The following is a 17,601-nucleotide window of genomic DNA, read 5'->3' on the forward strand; positions in this document are numbered from 1 at the left end:
AACCCGATCGATCGGATTACCAGGTCAACACCGCCCCCACCGCAAAGGTGTCGGTGTCTTCGTTCTGCGCGCTGGTGTCATGGCCATCGATTTCGAACTGGTTGTATTCGGCCACGAGCTTGAGGTTGTCATTGATGTCATGGAACAACGCGATACCGCGCGTCTCGTAATCGGCGCCGCTGCCGACCACGCCGTTGCCGTCGTCCTCGGTCTTGCCGTAGGACAACGCCAGGCGATTCTTGCCCAGTTTGTAGGAGCCCTGCAGCAGGTAGCCCTTGCTGTCGACATTGCGCAAGGTGGCTTCGCCGGCATTGTTGGTGAAGAACGGGTTGATGCCCTTGGCCTGGAACCCCGAGCCGGTGAGCGACAGCCCGCCCATCTTCGCCTGCACCCCATAACCCAGGCCTTTGGACGTCACCGACTCGACGTTGGAATCGGTGTTGTCGGAGGTCTGGTAGCTGCCGTTGAGCCAGCTGTAGATCTTCGCCCCGGCCAAGTCGAATTGGTAAGTGATCTCGCTCTCGGTGCGTGGGTTTTCCTGGTAGGCCTTGCCGGTGGCGCTGCTGTCGTTGGTGTCCACCGGGTCCATGATGCCCACCGCCACGCGCAGCCCTTCCATCACCGGGGTGCGATAGGTGATCTGTGACGTCGGGAACGGGTACGGATAACCGCTGCCGATATTGCCGAACGACACGCCGCCACCGTCCACCAGGCCCAGGGTGTCACTGACCTGGCCGTAACCGGCGAGCAGCTCGTCGAGCAGGATGTTGGAACGGGCGAACAGGCCGAAGTCCTTGCCGATCAGCACCTCGCCCCACTCCGGGTTGGCGACGGTGCCGTAGAACTGCCGCACGTCGATGGCGGTATCGGTGCCGTTGGTTTCACTGTCATTGATGGTCACCCAGAACGAGGCACGGGCGCCGAGCTTCAGGTCATCGACCTGCTTGCCCATGTTGAAGCCCAGGTAGTTGGGCAAGAAACCCATCTTGACCCGTGCCTGACGCCGGTCGAACTGATCCCCGGCGCGGTCCACGTCGCTGTTGACGTAGAAGGCGTTGATGTAGCCGTCGGTGGAAAAGGTCGTCTGGTCCTTGTCGTACAGCATGATTTCGGCGTGGGCCCAGGGCATCGAGCCGAGGGTCGAGAGGCCGGCGATGACCGCAGGCAAAAAACGCAGGCAGGTATTTTTATTGTTGTGCATGGCGCGCTCCGCAACAGGGGACGGGATGTCGGAGGCGATTATCGAAAGGCGCCAGGGCGCGTCATACGCTGCCTTGGGGGTGATTGGCGGCTGCTTTGGCAGCGCAGGGTCGGCGCGGCAGTTTTGGCGTAAGACCCCGATGCCGCCGGGCGCGGTACTTTGGGTGTGGGCCGGTGGGTGGGTTGGGGATGGTGCTGAGTATGACCAACTTGTGGCGAGGGGATTTAGCGAAACGTCGCACCGCCCCGCTGGGGCGCGAAGCGGCCCTAAAACCTGACAACTCGGTACATCAGGACAATCCAAGGGGCTGCTGCGCAGCCCAGCGGGGATAAATCCCCTCGCCACAACGGCCCCTCGCCTTCGGGTCAGAACCTCGGCTTGACTGTCTTCCAATCCGGCCGATAGCGCCGCATCTGCCGCACATCGTCACGCTGGAGAATGCCGCAACTGAGGAACTGTTCATGCAGCTTGCCCAGTTGATCCCGGTCCAATTCCAGGCCAAGGCCCGGCGCCCGGGTGATCTTCACGCAGCCGTCGACAAACGGCAGCTTGCCGCCCTTGATCACCTCTTCATCCGGTTCCTGCCACGGGTAATGGGTGTCGCAGGCGTAATCCAGGTTCGGCACCGAGGCCGCGACGTGGGCCATGGCCATGAGGCTGATGCCCAGGTGCGAATTGGAATGCATCGATACGCCGAGGCCAAAGGTGTCGCACATTTTCGCCAGCACCTGGGTGTCCCGCAGCCCGCCCCAATAATGATGGTCGGCCAGGACAATCTGCACGCTGTCCTGGGCCACGCTGCGGCGGAACTCGTCGAAATCGGTGACCACCATGTTGGTCGCCAACGGCAGCCCCGTACGCTTGTGCAGCTCGGCCATGCCCTCCAGCCCAGGTGTCGGGTCTTCGTAGTACTGCAAGTCGTCCCCCAGCAACTCGGCCATGCGGATTGACGTCTCCAGCGACCAGTTGCCATTGGGGTCGATGCGCAGCGGCAGCCCGGGGAACGCCTGTTTCAGCGCCTTGATGCAAGCGACTTCATGCTCCGGCTCCAGGGCGCCGGCCTTGAGCTTGATGCTCTTGAACCCGTACTCCTCGATCATCCGCCGCGCCTGGGCGACGATCTGCTGCTCGTTCAGCGCTTCCCCCCAACTGTCCGCCGGGTACGGCGAATCGATGTGCTCGGCGTACTTGAAAAACAGATAGGCACTGAACGGCACCTCATCGCGAATCGCACCGCCCAGCAGATCCACCAGCGGCACGTTCAGGTAATGCGCTTGCAGGTCCAGGCAGGCCACCTCGAACGCCGAATAGGCATTACTGACGGCTTTACTCGCATGGGAGCCCGGCGCCAATTCCGCCCCGGCAACGCTGGCCGGTTTATGGGCCGCAACGGTGGCCTGGACGATGGCCCGCAATTGGTTGAGGTTGAACGGATCCATGCCGATCAATTGGTTCTGGACCTGCTGCTGGATCGCCAGGGCCGGCGCATCGCCGTAGCTCTCGCCGAGGCCGATGTAGCCGTTGTCGCTTTCAATCTCGATGATCGAGCGCAGCGCAAAGGGTTCATGGATGCCACTGGCGTTGAGCAACGGTGGGTCGCGAAAGGCAATGGGGGTCACGGTGACGCGTTTGATTTTCATGCACGGGCTCCGGAAGGTCTCCACGCCGATGATGGACGCCGCCGATTGTTCCCGTCTAATCTAACTTGGCACTTGATTGATACCGGAATTGAATCAATGTTTGAATTGGCCCAACTGCGTTGCTTCACCACCGTAGCGACGGAACTCAACTTCCGCCGCGCCGCCGAACGCCTGAACATGACCCAGCCACCCTTGAGCCGGCAGATCCAATTGCTGGAGCATCACTTGGGTGTCGAACTGTTCACCCGCAGCACCCGCAGCGTCGCCCTTACTGCCGCCGGGCGGGCGTTTTTCATCGAGGCGCAGAACCTGCTGCAACAGGCGCAGCAGGCCGCCGTGGCCGCCAAGCGCTTTGCCCAGGGCGATATCGGCTCCGTCACCATCAGCTTCGTCGGCAGCGCGGTGTATGAATTCCTGCCCAAGGTCATCGCCGAGGCGCGGCTCAAGCAACCGCAGGTAAAGATTGTCCTGTCGGAGATGAATACCTACCAGCAACACGAAGCCCTGCGCGCCCGGCGCATCGACCTGGGCGTCGTCCGCTCGCCCCTGCTGGAAACCGGCTACGCCACCGAATGCCTGGTGCGCGAACCGTTTGTCCTGGCGGTGCCTGCCGGTCATCCACTGGCCGACGCCGAGACCGTCAGCGTGCAGGACCTGGATGGACAGCCGTTCCTGATGTACTCCCATTCCGCCTACCCACCTTTCAACGAACTGCTCACCGGCATGCTCCGCTCGGCCCGGGTCGCCCCGCAGTTCGTGCAATGGCTCGGCTCCTCGCTGACCATCCTGGCGCTGGTCAACGCCGGCATGGGCCTGGCGCTGGTGCCGCGTTGCGCAACCAGCGTTGTGTTCCGGCAGGTGGTGTTTCGTGAGATCGATTTGGGTGAAGGGGTGCAGAGCGAGTTGCACCTGGTGTGGCGGGAGGACAATGACAATCCGGCGTTTACGATGTTGCTGGAGGGGATTCGCGGGGCGGTTCGGGAAGGAATGTGAAAGCGGAGCCAGGTGCTTGCGCTACCGGCTGACTCCGCACCAGGCCCATGGACTCGAAATGAAGCTCAAGCCTTGTGGTGAAGCGCATCGGCCATGGTTTCAATCTCCTGTCGCATCCACAGCTTCTGCAACCAATCGGAGGGAATAGCCTGTATTCCATAAAAAGCCCCGGCCAACTGCCCGACGATGGCTGCGGTGGTGTCTGCGTCATCGCCCAGGTTCGCAGCTGCCAGCACTGCCTCAGCGAAACTGTCCGTGTGGTAAAAGCACCACAACGCCGCTTCCAGGGAAGCGACCGAGTAGCCAGTGCCTGACACTTCACTGCGAGCCTTTCCCCGATACGTCCCTTGAGCGAGCGCAATCACCTTGGCCTCGGTCAGATGTTCGGACGACACTCGCAACACATCCGTCTTTGAATCACCGCTCAATGCGTTGCCGATGACGTCCGCCAGCACTTGGCAACACTCCACCGCCTCTGCCGCCCCATGAGTGGTACGCGAACTCAGCGCGGCGAATTCGCGGATACGGTTGCGATCCGGATAAAAGAACAGCACAACCGGTGCCAGGCGCATGAGCGAGCCATTACCAGCCGTTTGAGGATCGGTGTTGCCCGCGAATGGGTCGCGATAGGACTGATAGTGCTCCAGTGCGTCGCGAACGGTCATGCCGATGTCAAAGCACGCGCCCGTCGAACTCAGGTAACCCCAATGCCACCAGTTGAGGTATCGCCCCATCTGGTCAGCCGCATCAAAACCACGCTTTTGCAGCAGACTTTCCGCCAGACACAGCGCCATGGAGGTGTCATCGGTCCATTGGCCAGGCTGGAGATTGAAAGGACCGCCACCGACCATGTCGGTTACCGGTGGAAAGGTATTTCGTGGCTTGAACTCAACAGTCGTGCCAACGGCGTCGCCACATGCCAAGCCCAGCAGGCATCCGCGATAGCGGTCTGAAAGTGTCGGGGCCATTCTGATTCCTTCCGTTTCGATTTTGTCCGCGTCCAAACAGCGCACAGTCGGCGGAATGATAACGGCTGGGCGCGTTCAGGAAACCTGGTCGCAATCTTCTCTATCAAATTTGTGCCCCGCTTCCACTTGGCTATTCCCGCGCATCACTACAAGTTGTACGATGACCGACGAGCCTAGGTGCTCGAACTCCTGATACCTACAAAAACAAGGAAAGACCCATGAAAAAAGCATCATTGCTGATCGGTTTCGTTTGCCTGTTCAGCGGCTACGTAGCCGCCGCGCCCGCATCGGCTGAGAAGGAAGTGGCCGAAGCTGTCGACCACCTGACCCAGGCCATGCTGCACAAGGACATCCCCCAGCTCCAGGCCTTGGCCGCCGAGAACCTGACCTACGGCCACTCCAGCGGCAACATCCAGGACAAGAAAGCCTTCATCGCCGACATCGAGACCGGCAAGAGCGCATTCAAGACCCTTGAAATGCAGAACCAGAAAATCACCGTCTCAGGCGACGTAGCCATGGTTCGCAACCACTTCTCCGCCCAGGCGCTCAAGGGCACCGAAGTGGTCCCGACCGAAATCGAGAACTTCCAGATCTGGCAGAAGCAGAAGAATGGCAAGTGGCTACTGATTGGTCGGCAGGCGTTTCGGTTTTGACCTGAGAATCTCCATGGGCACTCAGCTGACGTGAGGTCGCTGGGATTCATTGTGGCGAGGGGATTTAGCGAAACGTCGCACCGCCCCGCTGGGCTGCGCAGCAGCCCTGGAAATGACAGCTCGATATGCCGGATGAACGCATAGCTGCTGTTAGGGCCGCTTCGCAGCCCAGCGGGGATAAATCCCCTCGCCACAGATTTGAATCAGTCAATCCGCCGCCCACTGCTGTCGGTGCTCCAACAGGAAATCCACAAACGCCCGCACCCGCTGCGGCACGTACCGGCCGTGGGGATATAGCAATGTGAACGGCCGCGAGCGCCCTGCGAACGGCGCGAGCACTTCCACCAGTCGCCCGTCCGCCAATTCCTGTTCGACGATAAATCGGTAGGTCTGGAACAGCCCGGCGCCATTTTTGGCCAGCGTCACCCCGCCCAGCACATCGTCGGAGCAGCAATACCCGCCCTGCCCGAACACTTCCTTCTCCTTGCCCTCGACATTGAACAACCAGGAAATTCGACGACCACTGCTGGGCAGTTCGAACTGGATGCACTCGTGCAGGTCCAGGTCTTCCAGCGTTTGCGGCGTGCCGACCCTGCGCAGGTAGTCCGGGGAAGCGACCACCGCCAGTTTCGCGTCTTCCAGCAAACGGGCGATCATCGAGGAATCCGGCTGGGCCCTCACCCGAATCGCCAGGTCATAGCCCTCGGCAACGAAATCGATATTACGGTTGCTCAGGTGAACGTCCACGCTGACCTGCGGATAAAGCGCGCGAAATGCTGGCAGCAACGGCAGGATCCGGTGATGGCCGTAGGTGGTGGGCACACTGATGCGCAGTTGCCCGGACGGCACCGATTGCGCGCCCATGACTTCCTGCTGCGCTTCGACCAGTTGCGTCAACGCCTGGCGGCATTGCTCGAAAAAGGTCCGGCCGGCATCGGTGAGGCGAATGCTGCGGGTGGTGCGCACGAATAGCCGCGACCCCAGGCGCTCCTCCAGACGAAAGATCGAACGGCTGACCGCTGCCGGAGTGACGCCCGCTATCTGCGCCGCAGCCGTGAAACTGCCCGCCTCGGCCGCCAGGCAGAACAGTTCGATACTGCCTAACTGCAAGTCTTCGAAGTGACGCTTCATGATTCATTACACCGCGTATCAACTGAAGATTCCCGATGCCTGTTTATCAGGCCGTGGCGTATAAATACAGTGGTCCTCGATTGCGCGGAGTCTTTCCTGCGCACATTTCGTCAACTGGAGTGCAACATGCCTTTCGTCAATGTTCGTATCACCCGCGACGGCGTCACCCGCGAGCAGAAAGCCCAGGTCATTTCCGAAATCACCGAAACCCTGCAACGCGTGCTGGGCAAGGACCCGCACCTGACCCATATCGTGATCGAGGAAGTCGACACGGATAACTGGGGGTATGCGGGCATGACGACGACGGAGTACCGAAGTAAACCCAAGGAGTGACACTTCGCCTTGCCGAGCCCGGTCCGAATGACCGGGCTTTTTTCTGCCTGCCAACCTGCGGCCTCTGTGGGAGCGAGCTTGCTCGCGATAGCGGCAGGTCAGCCGGCTCACATATGGCTGATTAAATGCCATCGGGAGCAAGCTCGCTCCCACAAGGAGTTGTGTGGATTCGATGGATTGATTACACCAAGTATCAACTCAAGTACCAGACCCCCCATTTATCAAACCCAGGCGCATCAATAACCTGATCACAACCAACGCCCAGACAGGCGCAGCGGTTCCAACTCAACGTGATCAGGAGTCAACATCATGAGCAATCAGAAAACCGTCATCATCACCGGCGCTTCCAGCGGTATCGGCCTTGGCCTGGTCAAGGCGTTCCTGGCCCGCGGCTACAACGTGGTGGGCAATGCCCGCTCCCAGTCCGGCCTGGACGATGCGGCTGGCCAGCTCGGTCATCCGGCAAGCTTCGTCGGCGTGGCCGGTGACATTGCCGATCCGGCGACGTCGACCGCCCTTGTCGGCAAAGCCATCGAGGCGTTCGGCGCGGTGGATGGGCTGGTCAACAACGCCGGTTTCTTCCTGCCCAAACCCTTCGTCGAATACAGCCCCCAGGACCTGGAATCGCTGCTCGACACCAACCTCAAGGGCCTCGTCTACGCCAGCCAGGCTGCTGCCGCGCACATGATCAGCCGCCAGCAGGGTTTCATCATCAACATCTCTGCCTCGGTGGCCCTGCAACCGAACATCCAGGTGCCGGCAGCGCTGCCCGTGCTGATCAAGGGCGGCGTCAACCAGATGACCCGCGCCCTGGCGCTGGAATTGTCGCCCTTCAACATCAAGGTCAACGCCGTGGCGCCCGGCATCATCGACACGCCGATGCATGACCCGGCCCACCGCGACTTCCTCAACAACCTGGCACCTGCCGGCCGGGTGGGCACCATCGACGAGATCGCCGAAGCCGTGTTGTACCTGGCGGGTGCCGATTTCACCACTGGGGCGATCCTGCCGGTGGACGGCGGCATGAGCACCGGCAAGTGGTAAAAACACAAAACCCCGAAGGCAGGACCTTCGGGTTTTTTCATGCAGCCTTGAATCTACAGCGTGTAGGAGATCCCCGCCTGCACCGTTCGAGGTGCGCCCGGGTAGGCGTAGACGCCACCAAACGCGCCCTCTTCGTAATCGGCGTCGAACAGGTTCTTCAGGTCGAGGTTGAGGCGGATGCGCTCGTTGACCTTGTAGTAGCCGAGCAGGTCGACGACGGTGTAGTCGTCCATGGTGAAGGTCGTCGCCGCCGTGTTGCCGGCCCGCTCATCGACATATTTCGCACCGAGTCCCACGCCTAGCCCTTTCAAACCGCCATCCTGGAACTCATAGACGTTCAACAGGCTGAAGCTGTTCCTGGGCACGTTGAGCAAAGGAGTGCCGGTGGGGATGTTGGCGTCCTTGGTCACTTCGGCGTCCACATAGGCGTAGCCACCGATGACGCGCCACTCCGGCGTCAGGTTGCCCGCCACGTTCAAGTCGAAACCACGGCTGCGCACTTCGCCAGCGGCGACGTTGAAGGTCGAGTCCAGCGGATCGGGCGTCAGCACGTTGCGTTTCTCGATCTGATAGATGGCCGCATCGACGCTCAACTGACGATCCAGGGCCTCCCACTTGACGCCCATTTCATAGGACTTGCCCTCTTCCGGCTTGAATCCACCGCCCTCGCGGCTGGCGCCATTGTTGGGTTTGAACGAGCGGGCGGTGTTGGCGTAGACGGCCACCGTGTCGGTCAGGTCGTAGATCACGCCCAGGCGCGGGGTGACCGCGTTGTCGGTGACTTCCCAGTTCCGGCTGCCGGGGCGTGCCTGAGGCACAAAACTTTCATACTCATGCTCGAACCGCTCGAAACGCGCACCGGCCAGCACCTTCAAACGCTCGGTCAGCGCCACCTGGTCCTGGACGAATACACCGAAGGTCTTGAGATTTTCCTCGTCATCGGTCGGCGTGCGGGTCAACGCCGGGCGCGGCTGGCCATACACCGGATCGAAGATGTCGATCGGATAGGCGCCGGTGCCGGCGGCGGAGCGTCGGATGATCGACTTGTAGTCGTAGTCTTCGTACTCGACCCCGGTCAGCAGGGTGTGCTCGAACCCACCCGTGGAAAAATGCCCGGTGAGGTTGAGCTGGGTATCACGGTCGGTCCATTCCAGCTTGCGGTAGTTGAAGTTGCGGCCCAGGGTGCGCCCGTCGGCGGCGATGCCGTTGCCCTCCACCGCGTTGCCCTGCAAGGTGCCGTCTAGCCACTGGGTGCCACCGGCCAGGGTCCAGTCGTCGTTGAGCATGTGCTCGAAACGCACCTGCAGCATGTTGTTGTCGTTGTGCAGCTTGCCGGCGTCTTTTTCACCGAAGAACGTATCGCGGGACGCGGTGCCGCGCTGGCCGGCGTAATGCGTCAGCCCACGGTCCAGCGGCGCATTGTTGCGCATGAAGTCGCCTTCGAACGTCAGGCGCGTGGTGTCGTTGACCTGCCAACTGACCACGGGAGCGACGCCATAACGCTCGGTCTCGACGTGATCGCGGAACGTATCGCCGCCCTCTCCCACGACGTTCAGGCGATAAGCCAGGCGGCCTTCTTCATCCAGCGGACCCGACGTATCCAGGGTGCCGCGACGCATGCCCTGGTCGCTGACCTGGCTGCCCAAGGTCACCGTGCGTTCGGCCAACGGTTGCTTGGACACCACGTTGAACGTGCCGCCCGGGTCGCCACGGCCATAAAGCATGGTCGCCGGGCCACGCAGGACTTCCAGGCGCTCGATGGTGTTGGCATCGGGCATGTTCGGGTAACCCCGGTTGATCGGGAAACCGTTGCGGTAGAACTCACCCGTGGTAAAGCCGCGCACGGTAAACGTGGTCAGGCCCTGGCCGCCGAAATTGTTACCCCGGCCGACGCCGCCGGCATAATCGAGAGCGTCTTGCAGGCGCGTGGCGCTGAGGTCTTCGACGACGTCGCGGGACACGACCGAAATCGACTGCGGGGTTTCATGGATCGCGGTGTCGGTACGCGTGGCGCTGGCCGAACGCGTCGCGTGATAGCCCTTCACGGGGCCCTGTGCAGTTTCGAAGTCCGAGCTGCCGACGATGTCGGTGGCCTGCAGCTCCAGCGGCGCCCTGGCCGCCGTGCCGGGTTCTTCTGCCCAAGTGGAAATGGAATAAGCCTGGAGCACACACAATGAAACGAGTATCCGACGCATCGACACACAATCCTGACGAAAGAACGCCGGCCCCCGGGGCCGGCAAGAATGTGTCGCGAAAGATACAGTAACTCATTCCTATTTGATATCTTTTCCCATTAGCGCCGCCGTTCCAACTGTGGATTCTTGGCCGATCTGCCTGAAAAATGCCTGGGCCCGCACGTCCTGGGTAAACGCGACGTTGAGCCGCAGCCAGTCACACGCCTGCCCTTCCGGCAGGAATGTGGAACCCTGGGACAGTTGGATCTGCAACTGCTCGGCAATTTGCCGCACCCGTTCGGCCGGCACATGCCGGGGCCGGGCCCAGACGAAGAGTCCTCCACTCGGCTCGGCAAACAGCTCCCAGTGAGCCGGATCAAGCAGGCGCAACGTGCTCGCCATCTGCTTGTTCAGGCGCACGCGCAAGCGCTGGAGCAGCTTGCGGTAGGCACCGTTGGCCAGCAGCGTCGCCACGACGTTTTCCGCCAGCAATGAACAGCCGATGCCGGTCACCATCTTGACTTCAGCCAGGCGCTTGATGACTTCGGGCTGCGCGACCACGTAGCCGATGCGCAACGAGCTGGACAAGGTCTTGGAAAAACTCGCCAGGTAGGTCACCCGGTCCAAGGCGTCGAGGGATGCCAGGCGCGACGTCGGGCCGTTCTGGAAATCGGCGTAGATGTCATCCTCGATGAGCCGGAAGTCATGCAGCGTCGCCAGTTGCAACAGGCGATAGGCAACGCTGGGGGCGAGGCTGGTGCCGGTGGGGTTCTGGTACATGCTGTTGATGAAGAAATAGGCCGGCTTGTGTACGCCGAGCAAGCGTTCCAGGCTGGCGATATCAGGGCCTTGTGCGGTCCTGGGCACCGCCAGGGTCTTGACCCCGTGCAGCTTCAGCAGGTTGAACAGGTTGTAGTAACCGGGGCTTTCCACCAGCACCAGGTCGCCAGGCTTGAGGAGCGTGCGTACCAACAGGTCCAGGCCGTGGCTCGCGCCCTGGGTGGTGAGGATCTGCAGCGGGTCGACGTGAATGTCGATCAGGCCCAGGCGCTTCTGGATGTGCAGGCGCAGGTGAGCCGAACCCAGCGGCGTGCTGTAGTTGAACAGTGCCTGATTGTCGCTGCGCACCACTTGGCGGATCGCCTGGCCCAGGTCGGTGTCGTCGCGCCATGCGTCCGGCAACCAGCCACACCCCAGCTTGAGGTGCGTCGATTCGTTATCGAACAACCGCCAGCCTACCGCGTCGTCGATGTCCGGCGCCGAAGCCACGGGCATCTGCTGGGCCACGAAAAATCCCGAACCATGCCGGGACTCCAAGACGCCGCTGGCGACCAATTGGTCGTAGGCCTTGATCACGCTCGACAGGCTCAAGCCGTTTTCAGTCGCCAGTTGGCGGATCGACGGCATGCGGGCACCCGGGCGGATGCCATGGGTGTTTATCCACTCCGTCAGACTGGCAACCAGTTGCCGGACCAACGAACCCGTGGCGTTGCGATCGATGTTCAGGTCCATGGCACAGGCTCTCGACTAAGTGTTTTCGAATTTCCGGCGAACAGTTAAGCATAAAAGCCCCGCGTCTGTTCCTTGTTTGCTCTCGGCCCCACCGGGATAGTCCATCCAGACTCCACACCCTCAAGGATCCCCTCTTGGACACACAGCAACGACACTCATGGGGATTGGCGTTCGGTCTTTGCCTGATCACCCTCGCGGTCAACCTCCAGGCGCCGCTGTATACCACCTATGCGCAGCTTTCCGGTTACGGCGCGGGCGCCACGGCGGTGGCATTTTCCGGTTATGTGTTGGGCGTGTTGCCAGTGCTGCTGGCGTTCGGCGGACTGGCCGACCGGGTGGGTCGCAAACCCTTGATCGTGACGGCGCTGTGCCTGTCTATGCTGGCGACGGTGATCACGGTGATCTGGCCGAACCTGATCGCACTGGGCGTGGCGCGCCTGATGATGGGCGTCGGCACCGGCTTGGCTTCGGCGACGTCCACCGCCTACATGGTGGAACTGATGCCGACGAGCGATGCGCGATCGCCGGCCAACCGGGTCACGGCCAGCACGTCCCTGGGTTTTGGCCTGGGCGCGGCGTTGACCAGCCTCTTCCTGTTCGTCCATCACAGCGTCACGCCGGGCAGTTTCTGGTTGCAGTTGGCGTTGGCTGCCCTGGCGATCATCGTGGTTGCGCGACTGCCGGACCCCGCCCCCAGAATCAAGCACGCAGCGATGTTGCGCCTGCCGTTGTTCCCGGCCGGCAGCCTGCCCTACAGTTTTTCCATGCTGCTGGCCTGGGCAACTTCCGGGCTGGTGATCGCCATCCTGCCATCGGTGCTTGCCGCCCATGACTTGCAACGCTGGTCCGGCCTGTCGACCTTTACCGTCATCAGTTGTGGGCTGATCTTCCAGCCTTGGGTGAAACGCATGCAACCGGCCAGGGCCACGGGATTGGGGTTGTTGGTCTTGCCATTGAGCTACGCGCTGCTTGCCTGGGGCGCGAGCCAGGGTTCGCTGGCCGCCGTGTTGCTCGGTGCGCTGGGCGCCAGCAGTGCGTGCTACGGCTTTTTGTACCTGGGTGGATTGTCGGCGATCACCGCCATGGCCGGTGCGCAAAAAGCCCGGGTCAGCGCGGGATTCTTCCTGTTTGCCTATGTCGGGTTCAGTATCCCGGTCGTGGTGACCGGGTGGCTGGTCGACCGTTTCGGCGCTGACGTGGCGCTCGCGGTGTTTGGCCTGGCACTGCTGGCAGGCGCAACGATCACCGGGCTGCGCATCGTCCGGACAGAGGCCTTCGTCGCCCAACCTTCCCCCAGCTGACAAAGTACCTTGTGGCGAGGGGATTTATCCCCGCTGGGGCTGCGGAGCGGCCCCCAACCAGACAACTCCATATGCCAATAAGGTTGAGGTCGTTGCTTTTGGGGCTGCTGCGCAGCCCCAGCGGGGATAAATCCCCTCGCCACAACGGCAGACGTTACTCGACATCGCGATAGCCGGGTCGTATACCATATCCCCATCTCAGCCAAACGACCGCCGCCGTGACCTTATCCAAGTTCAACCTGCCCGACCTGGGCAACACCCCGTCCACTTCGGAAATCATCACCCGTCACCTGCGCGACGCCATCGTGGCCGGGCATTTCGCCGAGGACGAGCCGATTCGCCAGGATGACATCGCCCGCCAGTTCAACGTCAGCAAGATCCCTGTGCGCGAAGCGCTCAAGCGCCTGGAAGCCGAGGGCTTGGTGATGTTCCAGCGCAATCGCGGGGCGATGGTCACGCGGATTTCCGAGGCGGAACTGGCGCAGATGTTCGAGGTGCGGATGCTGCTGGAGGACAAGGTATTGCGCTTGGCGATTCCCAACATGACCGAAGCCACCTTCGCCCGTGCCGAAAGCATCTGCCAGGAGTTCATCGGCGAGGACGACGTCGGTCGCTGGGCCGAGCTGAACTGGCAATTGCACGCCTGTCTCTATGAGCCCGCGCAACGGCCGTTCATGGTGAGCCTGATCCGCTCGGTCCACGACAAGCTCGAGCGTTACCTGCGTATGCAGATGAGCCTGTCCGCCGGCAAGGAGCGCGCCGACCATGAACACCGCGAGATTCTCGACGCCTGCCGCGCCAGGGATGTGGAGCGCGCGGTGAAATTGCTGGACGAACACATTGCCGGCGTCTGCAAGACCCTGTTCGAGTATTTGCCGTCGAGCCGGTGATTTCTTGGGACTGTGCTGATTTCGTCATCACCGACGGATAAATCCATCAAGCCGCCGGCCCCGGCGCGCGCCACGCTTGTGTCCACTTATCTGAATGGACGTGGCGCCATGAAACGTATCACCGTGATCGACTCCCACACCGGCGGCGAACCGACCCGACTGGTGACCGATGGCTTTCCCGACCTGGGCCAGGGCAGCATGGCCGAGCGCAGGCAGCGCCTGGCCGAGCAGCACGACGCCTGGCGCACCGCGTGCGTGTTGGAACCCCGCGGCAGCGATGTGCTGGTGGGCGCGTTGCTGTGCGAACCGGTGGATCCGGCCGCCTGTGCCGGCGTGATTTTCTTCAACAACAGCGGCTACCTGGGCATGTGCGGCCACGGCACCATCGGCCTGGTCGCCTCGTTGGCCCATCTGGGCCGGATCGGCCCCGGCGTGCACAGCATCGAGACGCCGGTGGGCACGGTGCAAGCGACATTGCATGAGGATCGCTCGGTCAGCGTGCGCAACGTGCCTTCCTATCGCTATCGCAAGGCCCTGCGCCTCGAAGTGCCGGGCATCGAGCCGGTGACCGGCGATGTGGCGTGGGGCGGCAATTGGTTCTTCCTGATCGCCGATCATGGCCAGCGTGTGGCGGGCGACAACCTCGACGCACTCACCGCCTACACCTTCGCCGTGCAACAGGCCTTGGAACAACAGGGTTTTCGCGGCGAGGATGGCGGGCTGATCGATCATATCGAGCTGTTCGCCGACGATCCCCAGGCCGACAGCCGTAATTTCGTGCTCTGCCCTGGCAAGGCCTACGACCGTTCTCCCTGCGGCACCGGCACCAGCGCCAAACTGGCGTGCCTGGCGGCCGACGGTAAACTGCAACCCGGACAGATCTGGCGCCAGGCCAGTGTCATCGGCAGCGAATTCGAAGGGTCGTACGAGCGTTCGGGCGAGCGCATCGTGCCGACCATTCGCGGCCGGGCCTACATCAGCGCTGAAAGCACATTGATTATCGAGCCGGACGATCCCTTCGCCTGGGGCATCCGTCCGTGAGCGAAGGCCATGTCGCAGACGTGATCGTCATTGGCGCCGGTATCATCGGCGCGGCCTGCGCCCGCAGCCTGGCTCAGCGCGGTTTGCAGGTGCTGGTGCTGGACGCTGGCTGGCACGGTGCAACGGCGGCCGGCATGGGCCACCTGCTGGTGCTTGATGACAACCCGGCGGAGCTGGCCTTGAGTCAATATTCCCTGCGACGCTGGCGAGAGTTGGCGCCTGCGCTGCCCGATGCCTGTGCCTGGCGCAACAACGGCACTTTATGGCTGGCGGCCAATGCCGAGGAAATGGCCGTCGCCCACAGCAAATACCTGAACCTGATGGCCCATGGCGAGGCCTGTGAACTGATTGGCCGCGCCACCTTGCAGCAGCGCGAACCGGAACTGCGGGCGGGCCTGGAAGGGGGGCTGCTGATCAAGGGCGACGGCATTCTCTACGCCCCCGCCGCCGCCCGCTGGATGCTTGATCACGTCAATATCAGCCAGCAACGCGCCGAGGCCAGCGAAGTGGACGGCCACCGCGTGCGCCTCGCCGACGGGCGTTGGCTCAGCGCCGAAGCCGTCGTGCTTGCCAACGGCATCCAGGCCACCGAGCTGTGCCCGGAGCTGCCGATCGAACCCAAGAAGGGCCATCTGTTGATCACCGATCGCTACCCCGCCACCGTCACGCACACCCTGGTTGAGCTGGGTTATGTCACCAGTGCCCACAACGCCAGCGGGCCGTCGGTGGCGTGCAACATCCAACCGCGCCCGACCGGACAACTGTTCATCGGCGCTTCGCGGCAGTTCGGCAGCGTCGATCCAGCGGTGGAAGGCTGGATGCTGGCGAAGATGCTCAAGCGCGCCGTGGACTACATGCCTGGCCTGGCGCACCTCAACGGCATCCGCGCCTGGACCGGTTTTCGCGCGGCGAGCCCCGACGGCTTGCCGCTGGTGGGGCAACACCCGCAGCGCAAAGGCCTGTGGCTTGCGGTGGGCCATGAAGGGCTCGGCGTCACGACCGCACCGGCCACCGCTGACCTGCTGGTTGCCCAGCTCTTCAATGAAACGGCACCGCTGGCCGCGCAACCTTACCTGCCGCAGCGCTTCTTGGGAGAACCGGCCCATGCCTGAAGCCCTGCATATATCCCCTGTGGCGAGGGAGCTTGCTCTCGCTGGTCTGCGCAGCAGACCCAAAACAGGGCCGCTTCGCGCCCCAGCGGGAGCAAGCTCCCTCGCCACGGGATCGGTGCATCTTCTTGAGATCCGCTTGGCCAGGGAGTATCAGCCCCATGCCTGACGTATTCCTGGATGGCCGCCAGCTCTCGGTGGCCGATGGCACCACCGTTGCAGCCGCGTTAGCGTTGGGCGCCGACGGTTGCAGCCGCACCTCGGTCAGCGGCCAACGCAGGGCTCCGCTGTGCGGCATGGGTATCTGCCAGGAATGCCGGGTGATGATCGACGGCCGCCTCCGCCTGGCCTGCCAGACCTTGTGCCGCGACGGCATGCACGTGGACACCCGACCATGACCGAATTTGCCGGCATCCTTATTATCGGCGCCGGGCCCGCCGGCATGGCTGCGGCCCTGGCCGCAGCCAGCAGCGGCGCACGCATCGTGCTGCTGGACGACAATCCGAACCCTGGCGGACAGATCTGGCGCGATGGACCCCACGCCCACTTGCCGGCCGAGGCGCGACACATGCGAGAGCGCTTGCGCGCCTGCGCCAACGTGCACTGCCACGCAGAGACCCGGGTCATTGCGATCGCCGGCGACAAGACCTTGCTGGTGGAAAATGCCGAGCAGGGTTGGCTGATCGCTTATGACCGCCTGATCCTGTGCACCGGTGCCCGGGAATTGCTGCTGCCCTTCCCCGGCTGGACGCTGCCCGGTGTAACCGGTGCCGGCGGCTTGCAAGCACTGATCAAGGGCGGCCTGCCGGTGAGCAACGAGCGACTGGTGATTGCCGGCAGCGGTCCACTGTTGTTGGCGAGCGCAGCCACGGCAAGACGTCACGGGGCCCAAGTGCTGCGGATCGCCGAGCAGGCCAGCCGCGCCGCAGTTGCCGGATTCGCTGCGCAACTGCCCCGCTGGCCGGGCAAGTTATGGCAATCCTTCGGCCTGCTCGATGCTCACTACCGCACCGGCAGCCATGTGCTGGAAGCCTTGGGAGGGGACAAGCTCGAAGGCGTGCGTCTGCTGCAACAAGGCAAGACCGTGGAACTGGCCTGCGACCGTTTGGCCTGTGGCTTCGGCCTCATTCCCAATACCCAGCTGGGTCAGGCGTTGGGTTGCGCGCTCGATGGACAGGCGCTTGCGGTTGATAAGCTGCAGAGCACCACTCGCGACGACCATTACGCTGCTGGCGAATGCACCGGTTTTGGCGGCAGCGAACTGGCCTTGGTGGAAGGCGCCATTGCTGGTCATGCTGCCGTGGGGAATACCGCTGCAGCCGAGCGCCTTTGGCCTGGCCGTGCGCGATGGCAGGGTTTCGCGCGGGCATTGAACAAGGCCTTCGCCCTGGACGGCCGTTTGAAAAGCATGGCGCGGAGCGATACGTTGGTCTGTCGCTGTGAGGATGTTCCTTACGGCGCCTTGGCCGGCCACGGAAACTGGCGTGAAGCCAAACTGGCCAGCCGCTGCGGCATGGGCGCCTGCCAGGGCCGGGTGTGCGGCGCCGCCCTGCAATACCTGCTCGGCTGGACACCACCCATACCCCGCCCCCCCTTCGGCCCGGCGCGAAT

Annotated in this window: 16 protein-coding genes; 10 read left to right on the forward strand and 6 right to left on the reverse strand. The window is 62.8% G+C overall.

Annotated elements, in window-relative coordinates:
* Positions 1-16 precede the first annotated feature (16 nt).
* The gene (locus Q7C33_RS26545) at positions 17-1,201 is read right to left on the reverse strand and encodes a porin (RefSeq protein WP_030140743.1); all 1,185 of its coding nucleotides are present in this window, start codon (positions 1,199-1,201) and stop codon (positions 17-19) included.
* 365 nt (positions 1,202-1,566) lie between these two features.
* On the reverse strand, positions 1,567-2,841 hold the full coding sequence (locus Q7C33_RS26550; protein WP_407684410.1) for a glucarate dehydratase family protein: 1,275 nt from the start codon (positions 2,839-2,841) through the stop codon (positions 1,567-1,569).
* 96 nt (positions 2,842-2,937) lie between these two features.
* On the opposite strand from Q7C33_RS26550, the gene Q7C33_RS26555 reads away from it, so the two are divergent.
* On the forward strand, positions 2,938-3,834 hold the full coding sequence (locus Q7C33_RS26555; protein WP_407684411.1) for a LysR substrate-binding domain-containing protein: 897 nt from the start codon (positions 2,938-2,940) through the stop codon (positions 3,832-3,834).
* Between the two features lie 65 nt (positions 3,835-3,899).
* On the opposite strand, the gene Q7C33_RS26560 is transcribed toward Q7C33_RS26555, so the two are convergent.
* Positions 3,900-4,802, reverse strand: coding sequence for an ADP-ribosylglycohydrolase family protein (locus Q7C33_RS26560; RefSeq protein WP_030140740.1), 903 nt, complete (start codon positions 4,800-4,802; stop codon positions 3,900-3,902).
* A 218-nt stretch (positions 4,803-5,020) separates the two neighbouring features.
* Between Q7C33_RS26560 and Q7C33_RS26565 the strand changes: the two genes are divergently transcribed.
* A complete protein-coding gene (locus Q7C33_RS26565; protein ID WP_030140739.1) occupies positions 5,021-5,455 on the forward strand; it encodes a nuclear transport factor 2 family protein in 435 nt (144 codons plus the stop codon).
* A gap of 207 nt (positions 5,456-5,662) precedes the next feature.
* Here the strand turns inward: Q7C33_RS26565 and Q7C33_RS26570 are convergent, their stop codons facing one another.
* A complete protein-coding gene (locus Q7C33_RS26570) occupies positions 5,663-6,586 on the reverse strand; it encodes a LysR family transcriptional regulator (RefSeq protein ID WP_217859521.1) in 924 nt (307 codons plus the stop codon).
* Positions 6,587-6,712: 126 nt separating this feature from the next.
* On the opposite strand from Q7C33_RS26570, the gene Q7C33_RS26575 reads away from it, so the two are divergent.
* Together Q7C33_RS26575 and Q7C33_RS26580 are read left to right on the forward strand one after the other, a co-directional pair.
* Complete coding sequence (locus tag Q7C33_RS26575) at positions 6,713-6,919, forward strand: tautomerase family protein (RefSeq protein ID WP_030140737.1); 207 nt, start codon at positions 6,713-6,715, stop codon at positions 6,917-6,919.
* A 309-nt stretch (positions 6,920-7,228) separates the two neighbouring features.
* Positions 7,229-7,963, forward strand: a complete 735-nt coding sequence (locus Q7C33_RS26580; protein WP_030140736.1) for an SDR family NAD(P)-dependent oxidoreductase — start codon at positions 7,229-7,231, stop codon at positions 7,961-7,963.
* Between the two features lie 53 nt (positions 7,964-8,016).
* On the opposite strand, the gene Q7C33_RS26585 is transcribed toward Q7C33_RS26580, so the two are convergent.
* Both Q7C33_RS26585 and Q7C33_RS26590 read right to left on the reverse strand, forming a co-directional pair.
* Positions 8,017-10,158, reverse strand: a complete 2,142-nt coding sequence (locus Q7C33_RS26585; RefSeq protein ID WP_407684412.1) for a TonB-dependent siderophore receptor — start codon at positions 10,156-10,158, stop codon at positions 8,017-8,019.
* A gap of 78 nt (positions 10,159-10,236) precedes the next feature.
* Complete coding sequence (locus Q7C33_RS26590) at positions 10,237-11,649, reverse strand: aminotransferase-like domain-containing protein (RefSeq protein ID WP_407684413.1); 1,413 nt, start codon at positions 11,647-11,649, stop codon at positions 10,237-10,239.
* A 134-nt stretch (positions 11,650-11,783) separates the two neighbouring features.
* On the opposite strand from Q7C33_RS26590, the gene Q7C33_RS26595 reads away from it, so the two are divergent.
* The 6 genes from Q7C33_RS26595 to Q7C33_RS26620 all read left to right on the forward strand — a co-directional run.
* The gene (locus tag Q7C33_RS26595; protein ID WP_407684414.1) at positions 11,784-12,950 is read left to right on the forward strand and encodes an MFS transporter; all 1,167 of its coding nucleotides are present in this window, start codon (positions 11,784-11,786) and stop codon (positions 12,948-12,950) included.
* A 218-nt stretch (positions 12,951-13,168) separates the two neighbouring features.
* Positions 13,169-13,840 carry a GntR family transcriptional regulator gene (locus tag Q7C33_RS26600; RefSeq protein ID WP_030140732.1) on the forward strand — a complete coding sequence of 224 codons (672 nt, stop codon included), beginning with the start codon at positions 13,169-13,171 and terminating at the stop codon, positions 13,838-13,840.
* Between the two features lie 108 nt (positions 13,841-13,948).
* Entirely contained in the window at positions 13,949-14,881 is a 933-nt protein-coding gene (locus Q7C33_RS26605; protein ID WP_030140731.1) for a 4-hydroxyproline epimerase, read from the forward strand.
* Positions 14,878-15,993, forward strand: a complete 1,116-nt coding sequence (locus Q7C33_RS26610; RefSeq protein WP_198796441.1) for an FAD-dependent oxidoreductase — start codon at positions 14,878-14,880, stop codon at positions 15,991-15,993. The genes Q7C33_RS26605 and Q7C33_RS26610 overlap by 4 nt, the downstream gene beginning before the upstream one ends.
* 158 nt (positions 15,994-16,151) lie before the next feature.
* The gene (locus Q7C33_RS26615; RefSeq protein ID WP_407684415.1) at positions 16,152-16,388 is read left to right on the forward strand and encodes a 2Fe-2S iron-sulfur cluster-binding protein; all 237 of its coding nucleotides are present in this window, start codon (positions 16,152-16,154) and stop codon (positions 16,386-16,388) included.
* Positions 16,385-17,601: FAD-dependent oxidoreductase (locus Q7C33_RS26620; RefSeq protein ID WP_407684416.1), on the forward strand; the 1,217-nt coding region annotated here is incomplete at its 3' end. The genes Q7C33_RS26615 and Q7C33_RS26620, both read left to right, overlap by 4 nt.

It is taken from the genome of Pseudomonas sp. BP11-1-1, from assembly GCF_052112105.1.
Classification (GTDB): Bacteria; Pseudomonadota; Gammaproteobacteria; order Pseudomonadales; family Pseudomonadaceae; genus Aquipseudomonas; species Aquipseudomonas alvandae.